Below are 12,596 nucleotides of genomic sequence, written 5' to 3'. Positions count from 1 at the left end.
TCCTAGCTCAGCAGGAGTCGGACCGCGACGCCGACCTTGCTCGCGTCGGGCTCCCCGCCGCAGATCAGGTCGACGTAGCAGAACGACTCGGCGATGCGGACCAGCAGGTAGGCGAGGTCGTCTATCGGCATGCGTTCGGCGCTCTCCGGGAGCTCGTCACGCAGCAGCTCGGCCACGTACGCGATGAAGTTGCGCTGCAGGTGACTGCTGCGGGTGGTCAGGATGCGAAGGGCGATCTCCCCCTCCTGACGCAGGAACGCCCGCTGGAACGGCGCGTCGAGCACCGTCGCGATGAATCCCTCGAGGGTGCCCGCCACGACCTCGACTCCCGATCCGGTCGCCCTCTCCCGGGCGCGGTCGAGCGCGTTCTCGGCCAGCCCCCAGGTGATCGTCCCGATCAGCTGGTCCCGGCTGCCGACCCAGCGGTTGATCGTCATGCGGCTGACGCCGAGCTCGTCCGCGAGCGCCCGCATCTCGATGCGCCGGCTGTCGATGAACCACGTGCGCGCCAGGCGGACCGCCGCGTCCCGTCCCTGCGGCTCCGGCGTGCGCGTGCCGGCGGCGTCGTCGGGGAGGGCGGCTTCCGGCACGGGCCGAGACTATCCGCGGCCTCGTCCTCGTCGGGCCCCCGAGGGGGAGCGCGGACCGGCGGGCCGGCCCCGACGCGAACGGCGACCCGGTGAACGGTCCACAGGAGAGGCGCACCACGTGAAGAACAGCAGGATCGTCCTGGCAGCCCGGCCCGACGGCGAACCGGCCGACGGCGACTTCCGGATGGAGTCGTCGTCGACACCGCCGCTCGAGCGTGGGGAGCTGCTCCTGCGCACCATCTACCTCTCGTTGGACCCGTACATGCGAGGGCGGATGAACGCGGCTCGTTCGTACGTGGATCCGGTGGAGCTGGGCGCGGTCATGGTCGGCGCGACGGTGAGCGAGGTGGTGGAGTCGGCCGACGACGCCTTCGCTCCCGGGGACGTCGTCCTCGCCGCTTCGGGGTGGCAGGAGTTCGCCGTGGCCGCGGCGAGCCGGGTGCGCAGGCTGGACCCGGCCGCGGCCCCGATCACGACGGCGCTCGGCGTCCTGGGCATGCCGGGCTTCACCGCCTACGCGGGTGTGACCGCGATCGGGAAGCCGGAGCGGGGTGAGACCCTCGTCGTGGCGGCCGCGACGGGGCCGGTGGGCGCGACGGTCGGCCAGATCGCCTCGGCCCTCGGCGCGCGGACGGTGGGGATCGTCGGCGGGGCGGCGAAGGAGGCCGTCGCCCGCCGGTTCGGCTTCGACGCGGTCATCGACCGCACGGCGGGGGAGCTCGGCGACGCGTTGGACGCCGCGGCACCCGACGGGATCGACGTCTACTTCGAGAACGTCGGAGGTGCCGTGTGGGACGCCGTCCTGCCTCGGCTCAACACCTACGCGCGGGTGCCGGTGTGCGGCCTGGTCGCCACGTACAACGGCCCGGCGGCCACCTCCGGTCCGGCTCCCGCGCCGGCGCTGATGAGGACCGTGCTGACCAGGAGCCTGACCATCCGGGGGTTCATCCAGGACGAGTTCCGCGAGTCCCTGACGACGTCCTTCACCGCCGACATGACCGCGTGGGTCCGGGACGGGCGGGTCACCTACCTCGAGGACATCACGCCGGGCCTGGCCACTGCACCGAGGGTGTTCCGGGGGATGCTCCGTGGCGAGAACCTGGGCAAGACGATCATCCAGGTGGGCGAGGATCCCACGGTCCGCGATCGGGGCGCCCGAGGCTAGCCGTGCAGCACGGCCCCGCGCAGGACCTTGTCGACGGCGTTGCGCGGGCCGTGCACGGCGATCCCGACGAGGTCGAGCTTCTCGCGGGCGACGGCCGCGACCGCCGCGCGGTTCGCCTCGTCGTGGCCGGTGGCGAACAGGTCGGCCGTGAACACCGCCATCGGCATCCCGCGGCCCACCGCGCGGCCGTGCGCGGCCGTCAGCACCTCGCGGGTGCCGGCGAACACGAGCACCGGCTGGCGGAACATCGGCAGGTACGGGGTGTCGTCGGCGTCGGCGTAGGGCTCGCCGAGCAGGTCGGGGTTCGCGGCGATGCCGCTGGCGAGGAACGCGGTCACGTTGAGCCGCTGCCAGCCGGCCAGGTCGTCGCGGAGCAGGACGGCGATCTTGGTGTCGAAGTGCACGGGACCAGCGTCGCGGCCGGCGCCCCCGCCGTTCTTGTACGTTCGTGACGTGCTGCGCGCCTGGGCGCCCGGCGTCCCGGGCATCACCGAGGTCTTCCACGCGCGCTTCACCGACCACGCCTACCCGGTGCACGCCCACGACACGTGGACCCTGCTCGTCGTCGACGAGGGCGCGATCCGCTACGACCTCGACCGCCACGAGCACGGCGCGCTGCGACCCGCGGTCACGCTGCTGCCGCCGTTCGTGGCCCACACCGGGCGTGCGGCGACCGACGGCGGCTTCCGCAAGCGCGTGCTCTACGTCGACACCGGCGTCCTCGACGCCGGGCTGACCGGTGCCGCCGTCGCCACCCCGAGCCTGCCCGACGCCCTGCTGCGCGACCGCGTCGACCAGCTGCACCGCGTGCTGCGGGAGCCGGGCACCGGGCTGGAGGCCGAGAGCCGCCTGGCGCTCATCGGCGACCGGATCCGCGCGCACCTGCGGGCCGCGCCGGAGCCCGACGGAGCAAACGACCCGGGAGGGCCCGGCCTGGCCCGCGACCTGCGCGACCTCCTCGACGCCCACCTCGCCGACGGCCTCGCGCTGCGCGACGCCGGCCGGATCCTGCACGCCCACCCCGCCCACCTGGTGCGCCGCTTCACCGCCGCGTACGGGCTGCCGCCGCACCGCTACCTCACCGGCCGCCGCGTCGAGCGGGCCCGCCGCCTGCTGCTCGAGGGCGCCCCGATCGCCGACGTCGCCGGCGCCGTCGGCTTCCACGACCAGGCCCACCTGCACCGGCACTTCACCCGGCAGGTCGGCACGACGCCGGGCCGGTTCGCCCGCGGGGGGCGCTGACGGTCGCGGGCCCGCCGACACCGGTGGACCTGCCGGGACCGGTGCAGGATGGGGCGGTGACCTACCTCGCCGACCCCACCCGATACGACGCCGCCGCGTTCCGACGCACCGGGCGCAGCGGTCTCCTGCTGCCCGCGATCTCGCTCGGGCTTTGGCACAACTTCGGTGACGACAAGCCGCTCGAGACGCAGCGCGCGATCCTGCGCCGCGCCGTCGACCGCGGCGTCACCCACATCGACCTCGCCAACAACTACGGCCCGCCCTACGGCAGCGCCGAGTCGAACTTCGGCACGATCTACGCCCAGGACCTGCGCCCCTACCGCGACGAGCTGGTCCTGTCGACGAAGGCCGGCTACGACATGTGGCCCGGCCCGTACGGCCAGGGCGGCGGGTCGCGCAAGTACCTGCTGGCGAGCCTGGACCAGTCGCTCGCGCGGATGGGTGTCGAGTACGTCGACATCTTCTACAGCCACCGCTACGACCCGGACACCCCTCTCGAGGAGACGATGGGCGCCCTCGACACGGCCGTCCGCTCCGGGAAGGCGCTGTACGCGGGCATCTCGTCGTACTCGGGGGAGCGCACGCGCGAGGCCGTCGCGATCCTGCGCGACCTGGGCACGCCGCTGCTCATCCACCAGCCCTCGTACTCGATGCTCAACCGCTGGATCGAGGAGGACCTGCTCGACGTCCTCGGCGAGGAGGGCGTCGGCTGCATCGCGTTCTCCCCGCTCGCGCAGGGGATGCTGACGAACAAGTACCTCGACGGCATCCCCGAGGGCTCGCGCGCGGCGCAGGACAAGTCGCTCTCGCCCGACCTGCTCACCGAGCAGGCGCTGCGCCACGTCCGCGCGCTGAACGACATGGCCGCCGCCCGCGGCCAGTCGCTCGCGCAGATGGCGCTGGCCTGGGCGCTGCGGGACGAGCGCGTGACGTCGGTGCTGATCGGCGCCAGCAGCGTCGAGCAGCTCGACGACAGCCTCGGCGCGCTCGACCGGCTCTCCTTCGACGACGAGGAGCTCAAGCGGATCGACGAGCACGCCGTCGACGGCGGGATCAACCTGTGGGCGGCGTCGGCGGAGCGCTGAGAGCGAGGGTGAACGGCGTCGTGACGGCCAGCTCGACGAACCCGAGCCGGCGCAGGATCGGGGCGCTGGCCGCGGTGGCGTCGACCTGCAGGAAGCGGTGACCGCGGGCGGCGGCCCGCTGCGCCCGGTGCGCGACGAGCGCCCGGAACAGGCCCCGCCCGCGCCACTCCGGCAGCGTCCCGCCGCCCCACAGCCCGGCGAAGTCCGGGCCGGGGCCCAGCTCGACCCGCCCCGCGGCCACCGGGACGCCGCCGGCCCGCGCCACCACCCCCACCGTCGTCACCGAGGCGAGCAGCTCGCGGCCGATCGCGGAGTGGTCGCCGCCGAAGACGGCGTCGTGCACGGCCACGAGGTCCGCGGCGTCGGCGGCGCCGTCGACCTCGCGGAGCTCGATGCCGGGAGGCGCAGGCGCGTCGAGGCGCACCGCGCGCAGGTCCGCGACCAGCACCGTCTCCGGCTCGCCCGCCACCAGGCCGGCGGCGGCGAGCCGGGCCGGGAGGTCGGCCGGGGCGTCGTAGGAGTAGTGCTTCCACTCCCACGCGCGCCCGGCGAAGTGCCGGACCTGCTCGGCGACGGCGGCGTCGACGGTGTCCTCGTCGAGGTCGGACCAGGCGACGCCGGCCCACGTGGGGGAGTCCTCCCGCACCACCGCACCGGACCGCCCGCCCCGGCGCACCTGCTCGTCGTAGGCCCGCCGCAGCGCGTCGCGGTCCATCACCGGCTCCGGTGGCGGCGCACGGCGTCGCGGTTGGCGCAGGCGGGGGAGCAGTAGCGCTGCCGCCCGGTGCGCGAGACGTCGGCGAACACCCGCCCGCAGCCGTCGGCCCCGCAGCGGCCCAGCCGGTGCATGCCGCGGCCGGTCAGGTGCAGCGCCGTCCCCACGCTGACCAGCGAGCAGACGACCCCGGCGAGGGTCATGTCGTCGTCGCGGTAGTGGATGTGCCAGCCGGTGTCGGCGTGGTCGGTCAGGCGCGGGTGCGCGGCCGAGGCGGCGAGCAGTGCGTTGAGCGCGCGGGCGCGGTCGGCCGGCTCGGGGGCGTCGACGATGCCGGTCCAGGCGTCGAGGTAGTCCCGGACCTCGGTGAGGTCGGCCTCCCGCACGGGGGCGTCGACCACCAGCCCGGCGTCGAGGCACCGAGCCCGCAGCGCGTCGGCCGTCGCGGGGGGCCGGTTGACCAGGTCCACGGCGAGGAGAACCGGGTCACGCCCGTAAGGGTTGATGTGCACAAGCTCATTACAGCAGTGTCGAGGCCATGACGCACCAGTGGTCCACCGTCTCCCGGCACCTCACCTCCGAGGGGCTCGTCTCCTACCAGCGCTGCCCGTGCGGGCGGTGGCGGATGCTGCAGGACGCCGTCCCGGTCGGCTCGCCCGTCCGCTCTTCCCGGACCGAGCCGATGAAGATACGGTAGCGTATCTCAGGAGGCCGACATGAGCGATCTGCACGTGGTGGTGGGCGCGACCGGGGGCACCGGCTCCGCGCTCGTCCGGGAGCTGGTCCGACGGGGGCACCGGGTCCGCGCGGTGAGCAGGCGCGGCGGTCCGGCGCCCGACGGCGTCGAGGTCGTCACGGGGGACGCCGTCGACGCCGCCCGGATGCGGGAGGTCTGCGCGGGCGCCTCCGCCGTCTACAACGCCGTGAACCCGCCGCTCGACCGGTGGACCACGGTCTTCCCGGCCGCCGTCCGCGGCACCGTGGTCGGCGCGGCCGCGGCCGGGGCCCGCCTGGTCTTCGCCGACGACACCTGGATGTACGGGCGGGTCGACGCGCCGATGACGGAGTCGACGCCGGTCCGTCCGGTCTGCCCGAAGGGCGTCCTGCGGGCCTGGCTCGCCGACACGGTCCTGGGCGCGCACGCCCGCGGCCGGTGCGCCACGGTGATCGGGCGCGCCGGGGAGCTCTACGGGCCCGGCGTCGAGTCGCTGCTGGCCGCGAGCCTGTTCGGCGCGGCCGTCGCGGGCCGTCCGCTGTGCTGGGTCGGCGGGCTCGACCACGCGCTGACCCCGACCCTCGTCGACGACTTCGCCGCGGTCCTCGCCACCCTCGGTGAGGCGCCCGACGACGCGCTCGGCCGCGTGTGGCACGTCCCGCACCCCGCGCCGACGACCGGGCGCGCGCTGGTGACGCAGATCCGGGCCCGCACCGGCGACCGGGCGCCGCTCGTGCGGATCGGGTCGCGCGCCGGGCGGGCGCTGGGCCTGGTCTGGCCGCTCGCCCGGGAGGGCGCCGAGCTCGTCTACCAGTTCGAGATGCCGTTCGTGGTCGACGGTTCGGCGTTCGCCGGGCGGTTCGGGTCCACCCCGACGCCCTACGCCGAGGGGATCGACCGCACCCTCGCCTCGTACCGCCGCCGCACGACCGGAGGGCGGGCGGCGTGAGGGCCGTCGTGATCGGCGCCGGCATCGGCGGGCTGGCGGCGGCCGCGGGCCTGCGCCGGGCCGGGGCCGACGTCGTCGTGCTGGAGCGGGCGGCCGAGCTGCGGGCCGTCGGAGCCGGGCTGTCGTTGTGGCGCAACGGGTTCACCGCGCTCGACGCCCTCGGCCTCGGCGACGCCGTCCGCGCCCGCACCTCGGCCTCGGCCGCGGCGCTGCAGGCCGGCCAGCGCACGCCCGACGGCCGCTGGCTGGCCCGGCTGCCGGGCACCGCCGTCGCCGACCTGCGGGTCGTGCACCGCGCCGACCTGCAGGAGGTCCTCGGCGACGCGGCGGGGGAGGTCCGGTGCGGCGTCGACGTCACCGGCGTCTCGGCGGACGGGCGGACGGTGACCCACTCCGGTGGAGTGGAGCCCGCCGACCTGGTCGTCGCCGCCGACGGCATCCGCAGCGCGGTCCGGGCGTCCTGGCCGGGCGACCCGGGCCTGCGGTACTCGGGCTACTCGGCCTGGCGCGGCGTCACCCGCACCCCGGTCGACCTGCTCGGTGGCGCGGGGGAGACCTGGGGCCGCGGGCTGCGGTTCGGCCTGGTCCCGCTGCACGACGGCCGCGTGTACTGGTTCGGGGTGCGCTCGATGCCCGCCGGCGTCCCGCCGCACGACGAGCACGTCGCAGCCCGCGCCGCCTTCGCCGGCTGGCACGCGCCGATCCCGGCCGTCCTCGACGCGACCGACCCGGACGCCGTGCACCGCCTCGACATCCACGACCTCGCCGCGCCGCTGCGCACGTTCCGGCGCGGGCGGTGCGTGCTGCTCGGCGACGCCGCCCACGCCATGACGCCCGACCTCGGCCAGGGCGGCGGGCAGGCGCTCGAGGACGCGGCGACGCTGGTGCGGCTGCTCACGGGCGACACCGGGGGAGTCGACCGCGCCCTGGACCGCTACGACGCCCTGCGCCGCCCCCGGACCGCCCGGCTCCTGCGCACCTCCCGCCGGGTGGGGGCCGTCGCGCAGGCCTCGTCCCCGGTGGCCGCCGCGATCCGCGACGGCGTCGTGCGCCTGCTGCCCGACGCGTGGACCGCGTCGCAGGTGGCCGCCGTGCAGCGGTGGGAGCCCCCACCCGTCGGGGTCGCCGGGCACCCGGGCCGGGCGTCCTGAGCCCGGTGCAGGATGGTGCGGTGAGCGCCGCCCCGGCCCGCCGGCGCCGGGGCGCGGAGCTGGAGGCGGCCATCCGGCGCGCCGTGCTCGTCCTGGTCACCGCGCACGGGCCGGGGGGAGTGACGATGGAGGCGGTCGCCGCGGCGGCCGGCACGTCCAAGCCGGTGCTCTACCGGCGGTGGCCGGACCGGGCGTCGCTGCTGCGGGACGTGCTGCTGCACGTGGCCACCGGGTCGATCCCAGCGCCCGACACCGGCAGCTACCGCGACGACCTGCTCGCCGTGCTGCGCGGCTGGGCCGCCACGCTCACCGACCCGGCCACCGCGCCGGTCGTCGCCGCGACGGTCGCCGCCATGCAGCAGGACCCGGAGCTGCGCACCGCGTTCCGCGAGGGCGTCATCGGGTGGCGCAAGGCCGAGATGGCGCGGCTGATCCGGCGGGGGATCGGCCGGGGGGAGCTGCGCCCCGACGTGCCGGTCGAGTTCGCCCGCGAGCTCGGGCAGAGCGTGCTGTGGCACCGGTTCCTCATCACGGGCGACCCGATCGACGACGAGGTCGTCCTGCGGATCACCGACGAGATCGTCATGCCGTTCGTGGCGGCCAGGCCCTGACGTCTGGAACGATCACCCGCATGTTCGGCATCCCCCTCACCCCGCAGCCCGACGGCTCGTTCCGGGCCACCGCCATGGTCGAGGCCGGCCGGTCCTCGGCCGTCGTGAAGCGCTCCTGGGTCACGTTCGGCTCGACCTGGGGCGGCAGCCACGTGCTCATCACAGCGCTCGACGACCACGGCCACGTCATGCCGCGCGGCGTCCTGCAGGCGGACGTGCCCAACAACCGCCGCGTCGTGCTGGAGATGCCGTCGGGCGCGGTGATGGTGACCGTCGAGGGCCGCACCGACCCCGGCGCCGTACCGGCCGCCGGGGTGTCGGAGATCTGGCGCGACTACGACTGAGCTGCCCGGGAGGCCCTGTGAGCGGGCCTCCGCGGGTTGAACTGTCATAACCTCGATTATCGGATGTTCGAGGAGGCCCAGGTAGGAGCTCCGGGCAGGGCCTACTGGCCCCGGCCGGTCTGCGACTGCAGCTCGTCGATCTTCTTCGACGCGTCGGCCTTCGACAGGTCGCCGGGAACCTCCTCGCCGGCCTCCGTGGCCAGCGTCTGGAGGTAGGACTTCTGGGCGCCCGTCATGGGCTCGTCGCCGGTGGTCCAGTCGTCGGGATCCTTCTCCGCGGTGGCCGGGACATCGTTCTTGTCGGTCATGGCTCGAACGTATCTTCGAACGCCCCTCCCCGCACCTCGGACGCCCCTCGGTCGCCGTTATGACAGGTTCCGGTCGGCCTGCTCGTACGAGCGGCGGGCAGGGAGGCCGGCGCCGTGGCGCCGGCCTCCGGGGATGACCGGTCAGCCCGGGTTCGGGGGCTGGTCGACGAGCTGGGCCAGGTACAGCGGCTCGCCGAGCTTCTCGATGAGCTCGAGGTTGGTCTCGATGTAGTCGATGTGGTGCTCCTCGTCGGCGAGGATCTCCTCGAGCAGCGTCGCGGTGGTGGCGTCGCCCTTGGACCGGCACATCATGACGCCCGGGCGCAGCCGCTCGACGACGGCGAGCTCGATGGAGAGGTCGGCCTCCAGCTGCTCCTTGACGGTCTGCCCGATGCGCAGCGTGCCCAGGCGCTGGTAGTTCGGCAGGCCCTCGAGGAACAGGATGCGGTCGGTGATCTTCTCCGCGTGCTTCATCTCGTCGATGGACTCGTCACGCGTGTAGGCCGCGAGCTTGGTCAGGCCCCAGTTCTGCTGCATCTTCGCGTGCAGGAAGTACTGGTTGATCGCCGTGAGCTCACTGGTGAGCTGGGCGTTCAGGAGCTCGATGATCTCGGGGTCGCCACGCATGGGGGTCGGTGTCCTCGCGTCGGGGAAAGCGGTCGAGGAAGACGGTAACGCGTCGTCGTGACCACTCCGGACGCAGGATGACCTGCGGAGAAGCGAGGATGACCTGGGCAGCGGTGAGGGCGACCTCAGGCGGTGGCGGGCAGCTCGGACAGCTCGGAGGGCGCCAGCGAGGCCGTGAGGAGGGTGTCGATGTGGTCCTGGCAGCCGCCGCAGCCGGTGCCGGCCTCGGTGGCCTCGCCGACCTCCTCGACGGTGCGCGCGCCGCGCCCGATGCACGAGCGGATCTGGCGGTCGCACACCGCGAAGCACATGCAGACGTACACAGCCACCCCTTTGTTCAGGTAAGGCTATGCTCCCATTTGATCATCCGAGAGCGCAATAGGCTGTGCGCGTGCCGCTCGACGAGTACCGCCGCAAGCGCGACTCCGCCCGCACGCCCGAGCCCGTCCCGGAGCACGACCCGCAGGCCGAGGGCCCGGGTACGCGCTTCGTCATCCAGGAGCACCACGCCCGGCGGCTGCACTGGGACGTGCGCCTGGAGCGCGACGGCGTGCTCGTGTCCTGGGCGGTGCCCAAGGGCCTGCCGCCCGACGACGAGACGGTCCGCCTCGCCGTCCGCACCGAGGACCACCCCATGGAGTACCTGGACTTCCACGGCGAGATCCCGGCGGGCGAGTACGGCGGCGGGACGATGACGATCTGGGACACCGGCACGTACGAGACCGAGAAGTGGCACGGCCGCGAGGTCGCCGTCGTCTTCCACGGGCAGCGGGCGCAGGGCCGGCACGTCTTCATCCGGACCGGGCGGGGGGAGAACGACTGGCTGCTGCGCCGCTCCGACCCCACCCCGCCCGGCCAGGAGCCGCTCCCCCACGACGCCCGCCCCATGCTCGCGACGCCCGGCCCGCTTCCCGAGGGCGACGACTGGTGGCTGCAGCCCGGGTTCGGCGGCCGCCGGGTGATCGTCCGGGTCGAGGGCGGCCGCGCCCAGATCAGCGACGCCGACGGCGAGGACCTCACGTCCTCGCTCCCCCGCCTGCGCGGGCTGGGCCCGTCGCTCTCGGCCACCCGCGTCCTGCTCGACGGCGAGCTCGCACCGGGCACCGACGACCTCTGGATCGGCGACCTCCTGCACCTCGACGGCCGCGACGTCGCCCCGCTGCCGTTCCACGAGCGCCGCGCGCTGCTCGACGCGCTGCCCCTGGCGGGCGCGCACTGGCGGCCGGCGCCGGTGTTCCCCGGGGCGGGCGCGGAGGTCGTGGCGGCGGTGGCGCAGCAGGGGCTGCCCTCGGTCGTCGCGAAGCGGGGCGACTCGCCCTACGCCCCGGGCCCGAGCGAGGACTGGGTCGAGGTGGCCACGGGATCGGGGAAGCCCGCGCCCGCGGCGCCCGCGCCCCCGCGGCGCACGGCCGTCGGCAAGGCGCGGCTGACCAACCCCGACAAGGTGCTCTACCCGCTCACCGGGACCACCAAGGCGCAGGTGCTGGAGCACTACCTCGCCGTGGCCGAGGTGATGCTGCCGCACCTGCGCGACCGGCCGGTCACGATGGTCCGCTGGCCCGACGGCGTGGAGCGCGGCTCGTTCTTCGAGAAGGACGTGAGCCGGCACGCGCCCCCGTGGATCCGTACGGCCCGCGTCGGCACGCCGGGCGGGCGCTCGGAGACCGCCGACTTCCCGGTCATCGAGGACGTCCAGGGCCTCGCCTGGGCGGCCAACCTCGCCGCGCTGGAGCTGCACGTGCCGCAGTGGCGCGTCGGCCCGCGCGACGGCCGGCACCTGCCCGACCTCGTGGTGTTCGACCTCGACCCGGGCGAGGGCACCACGGTCGTCGACTGCGCGCGGGTCGCGCTGCGGATCGCCGAGCGCATCGCCGACGACGACCTGGTCGCCTACCCCCGCACCAGCGGCGGCAAGGGCATGCAGCTCTACCTGCCGGTCCGGGTCTCGCGGGCCGAGCAGACCTCGGAGTTCGCGAAGGCGCTCGCCGAGGAGCTCGCCTCCGAGGACCCCAAGCGCGTCACCGCGGTGATGGCGAAGGCGCGCCGCCGCGGCCGGATCTTCGTCGACTGGAGCCAGAACAACCCGCACAAGACGACGATCGGCAGTTACTCGCTGCGCGGGCGCGCCCGCCCGACGGTGGCGACCCCCGTCACCTGGGACGAGGTGCGCGCCTGCCGGCGCCCCGAGCACCTCACGTTCACCCTCACCGACCTGCCCGGGCGGATCGCCGAGCACGGCGACCTGATGGCCCCCCTGCTCGGTGAGCCCCAGCGGCTGCCCCGCCTAGGCTCCTGATCATGGGTCACCCCTACCTCGACGGTCCGTACCCCCGCGCCTACGCCCACCGCGGCTGGCACACCGGCAGCGGGGCCGAGAACACGATGGCGGGCTTCGTCCGGGCGGTCGAGGAGGGCTTCGGCTACCTCGAGTTCGACGTGCACGCCACGGCCGACAGCGTGGCGGTCGTGCACCACGACGCCGTGCTGGGCCGCACCACCGACGGCGCCGGCCGCATCGCGGCGCTGCGGGCCGCGGAGCTGGCCGACGTGCGGGTGGGCGGCACCGAGCCGGTGCCGCTGCTCGCCGACGTGCTGGCCGCCCTGCCCGGCACACGCTGCACGATCGAGATGAAGTCCGCGGCCGCCGTCGACGTCACCCTGCCGGTGCTGGAGCGGCTCGACGCCTGGGACCGCGTCTGCCTGGGCGCCTACGACGAGCGGTGGCTGCAGCGGGCGCGCCGCGCGGCGGGGCCGAGGCTGTGCACCTCGATGGGGATGACCTCCGCGCTCGGGCTGCGCTCGCGCGCCTGGCTCGACGCGCTGCCCGCGCCGGCCTCGCGGCTCCCGGCCCTGCCCTTCGCGGGGCAGCTCGCGCAGCTGCCCCGCCGGTTCGGCCCGCTCACCGTCGTCGACGCCCGGCTGGTCGCCACCGCGCACGCCGCCGGGCGCGAGGTGCACGTCTGGACCGTCGACGACCCGGCGGAGATGGTGGCGCTGCTCGACATGGGCGTCGACGGGCTGCTGTCGGACCGCCCCGACCTGCTGCGCGACGTGCTGCGCGAGCGCGGGGCCTGGCCGTCGGAGAGCCGCTAGT

At 75.0% G+C, this 12,596-nt stretch carries 16 protein-coding genes; 9 read left to right on the top strand and 7 right to left on the bottom strand.

Features of this window, described 5'->3' with window-relative positions:
* Positions 1-2: 2 nt before the first annotated feature.
* On the bottom strand, positions 3-590 hold the full coding sequence (locus HOP40_RS25200; protein WP_240157265.1) for a QsdR family transcriptional regulator: 588 nt from the start codon (positions 588-590) through the stop codon (positions 3-5).
* A gap of 118 nt (positions 591-708) precedes the next feature.
* On the opposite strand from HOP40_RS25200, the gene HOP40_RS25195 reads away from it, so the two are divergent.
* Positions 709-1,755, top strand: a complete 1,047-nt coding sequence (locus HOP40_RS25195) for an NADP-dependent oxidoreductase (RefSeq protein ID WP_205346904.1) — start codon at positions 709-711, stop codon at positions 1,753-1,755.
* Here HOP40_RS25195 and HOP40_RS25190 read toward each other — a convergent pair.
* On the bottom strand, positions 1,752-2,159 hold the full coding sequence (locus HOP40_RS25190) for a DUF2000 domain-containing protein (protein ID WP_172162691.1): 408 nt from the start codon (positions 2,157-2,159) through the stop codon (positions 1,752-1,754). The genes HOP40_RS25195 and HOP40_RS25190 overlap by 4 nt on opposite strands.
* A gap of 49 nt (positions 2,160-2,208) precedes the next feature.
* Here HOP40_RS25190 and HOP40_RS25185 point away from each other — a divergent pair, with 49 nt between their 5' ends.
* A complete protein-coding gene (locus HOP40_RS25185; protein ID WP_240157264.1) occupies positions 2,209-2,997 on the top strand; it encodes a helix-turn-helix transcriptional regulator in 789 nt (262 codons plus the stop codon).
* Positions 2,998-3,053: 56 nt separating this feature from the next.
* Positions 3,054-4,082 (top strand): L-glyceraldehyde 3-phosphate reductase, encoded by a 1,029-nt coding sequence (mgrA, locus tag HOP40_RS25180; protein ID WP_172162685.1) that lies wholly within the window; start codon positions 3,054-3,056, stop codon positions 4,080-4,082.
* On the opposite strand, the gene HOP40_RS25175 is transcribed toward mgrA, so the two are convergent.
* On the bottom strand, positions 4,051-4,797 hold the full coding sequence (locus HOP40_RS25175; RefSeq protein WP_172162682.1) for a GNAT family N-acetyltransferase: 747 nt from the start codon (positions 4,795-4,797) through the stop codon (positions 4,051-4,053). The genes mgrA and HOP40_RS25175 overlap by 32 nt on opposite strands.
* A complete protein-coding gene (locus HOP40_RS25170; RefSeq protein ID WP_240157263.1) occupies positions 4,797-5,267 on the bottom strand; it encodes a CGNR zinc finger domain-containing protein in 471 nt (156 codons plus the stop codon). Before HOP40_RS25170 ends, HOP40_RS25175 begins: the two co-directional genes overlap by 1 nt.
* A 246-nt stretch (positions 5,268-5,513) precedes the next feature.
* On the opposite strand from HOP40_RS25170, the gene HOP40_RS25165 reads away from it, so the two are divergent.
* The 4 genes from HOP40_RS25165 to HOP40_RS25150 are packed head-to-tail and all read left to right on the top strand — an operon-like array spanning position 5,514 to position 8,567.
* Positions 5,514-6,461 (top strand): NAD-dependent epimerase/dehydratase family protein, encoded by a 948-nt coding sequence (locus tag HOP40_RS25165; protein ID WP_172162676.1) that lies wholly within the window; start codon positions 5,514-5,516, stop codon positions 6,459-6,461.
* Positions 6,458-7,612, top strand: a complete 1,155-nt coding sequence (locus tag HOP40_RS25160) for an FAD-dependent monooxygenase (RefSeq protein ID WP_172162673.1) — start codon at positions 6,458-6,460, stop codon at positions 7,610-7,612. Before HOP40_RS25165 ends, HOP40_RS25160 begins: the two co-directional genes overlap by 4 nt.
* 20 nt (positions 7,613-7,632) lie before the next feature.
* Positions 7,633-8,223, top strand: a complete 591-nt coding sequence (locus HOP40_RS25155) for a TetR/AcrR family transcriptional regulator (protein ID WP_205346903.1) — start codon at positions 7,633-7,635, stop codon at positions 8,221-8,223.
* 20 nt (positions 8,224-8,243) lie between these two features.
* Positions 8,244-8,567, top strand: a complete 324-nt coding sequence (locus HOP40_RS25150; RefSeq protein ID WP_172162670.1) for a hypothetical protein — start codon at positions 8,244-8,246, stop codon at positions 8,565-8,567.
* 101 nt (positions 8,568-8,668) lie between these two features.
* Here the strand turns inward: HOP40_RS25150 and HOP40_RS25145 are convergent, their stop codons facing one another.
* The 3 genes from HOP40_RS25145 to HOP40_RS25135 form a co-directional block, all read right to left on the bottom strand.
* A complete protein-coding gene (locus HOP40_RS25145) occupies positions 8,669-8,875 on the bottom strand; it encodes a DUF3072 domain-containing protein (RefSeq protein ID WP_172162667.1) in 207 nt (68 codons plus the stop codon).
* 141 nt (positions 8,876-9,016) lie between these two features.
* Positions 9,017-9,502 (bottom strand): bacterioferritin, encoded by a 486-nt coding sequence (gene bfr, locus HOP40_RS25140; protein WP_172162664.1) that lies wholly within the window; start codon positions 9,500-9,502, stop codon positions 9,017-9,019.
* A 125-nt stretch (positions 9,503-9,627) separates the two neighbouring features.
* Positions 9,628-9,825, bottom strand: a complete 198-nt coding sequence (locus HOP40_RS25135; RefSeq protein WP_172162661.1) for a (2Fe-2S)-binding protein — start codon at positions 9,823-9,825, stop codon at positions 9,628-9,630.
* A gap of 68 nt (positions 9,826-9,893) precedes the next feature.
* On the opposite strand from HOP40_RS25135, the gene ligD reads away from it, so the two are divergent.
* Together ligD and HOP40_RS25125 are read left to right on the top strand one after the other, a co-directional pair.
* Positions 9,894-11,798: a non-homologous end-joining DNA ligase gene (gene ligD / locus HOP40_RS36650; RefSeq protein WP_338053033.1), complete on the top strand. Its 1,905-nt coding sequence runs from the start codon at positions 9,894-9,896 to the stop codon at positions 11,796-11,798.
* A gap of 2 nt (positions 11,799-11,800) precedes the next feature.
* On the top strand, positions 11,801-12,595 hold the full coding sequence (locus HOP40_RS25125) for a glycerophosphodiester phosphodiesterase family protein (RefSeq protein WP_172162658.1): 795 nt from the start codon (positions 11,801-11,803) through the stop codon (positions 12,593-12,595).
* Position 12,596 lies beyond the last annotated feature (1 nt).

It is taken from the genome of Pseudonocardia broussonetiae (assembly GCF_013155125.1).
Classification (GTDB): Bacteria; Actinomycetota; Actinomycetes; order Mycobacteriales; family Pseudonocardiaceae; genus Pseudonocardia; species Pseudonocardia broussonetiae.
This window is presented reverse-complemented; position numbering and strand designations above follow the sequence as displayed.

Bases quoted from the DNA above. Each gene is read 5' to 3' on its own strand.
- HOP40_RS25145 (WP_172162667.1), bottom strand. From the start codon at position 8,875: ATGACCGACAAGAACGATGTCCCGGCCACCGCGGAGAAGGATCCCGAC.
- HOP40_RS25150 (WP_172162670.1), top strand. From the start codon at position 8,244: ATGTTCGGCATCCCCCTCACCCCGCAGCCCGACGGCTCGTTCCGGGCC.
- HOP40_RS25175 (WP_172162682.1), bottom strand. From the start codon at position 4,797: ATGGACCGCGACGCGCTGCGGCGGGCCTACGACGAGCAGGTGCGCCGG.
- HOP40_RS25125 (WP_172162658.1), top strand. From the start codon at position 11,801: ATGGGTCACCCCTACCTCGACGGTCCGTACCCCCGCGCCTACGCCCAC.
- bfr (WP_172162664.1), bottom strand. From the start codon at position 9,502: ATGCGTGGCGACCCCGAGATCATCGAGCTCCTGAACGCCCAGCTCACC.
- HOP40_RS25165 (WP_172162676.1), top strand. From the start codon at position 5,514: ATGAGCGATCTGCACGTGGTGGTGGGCGCGACCGGGGGCACCGGCTCC.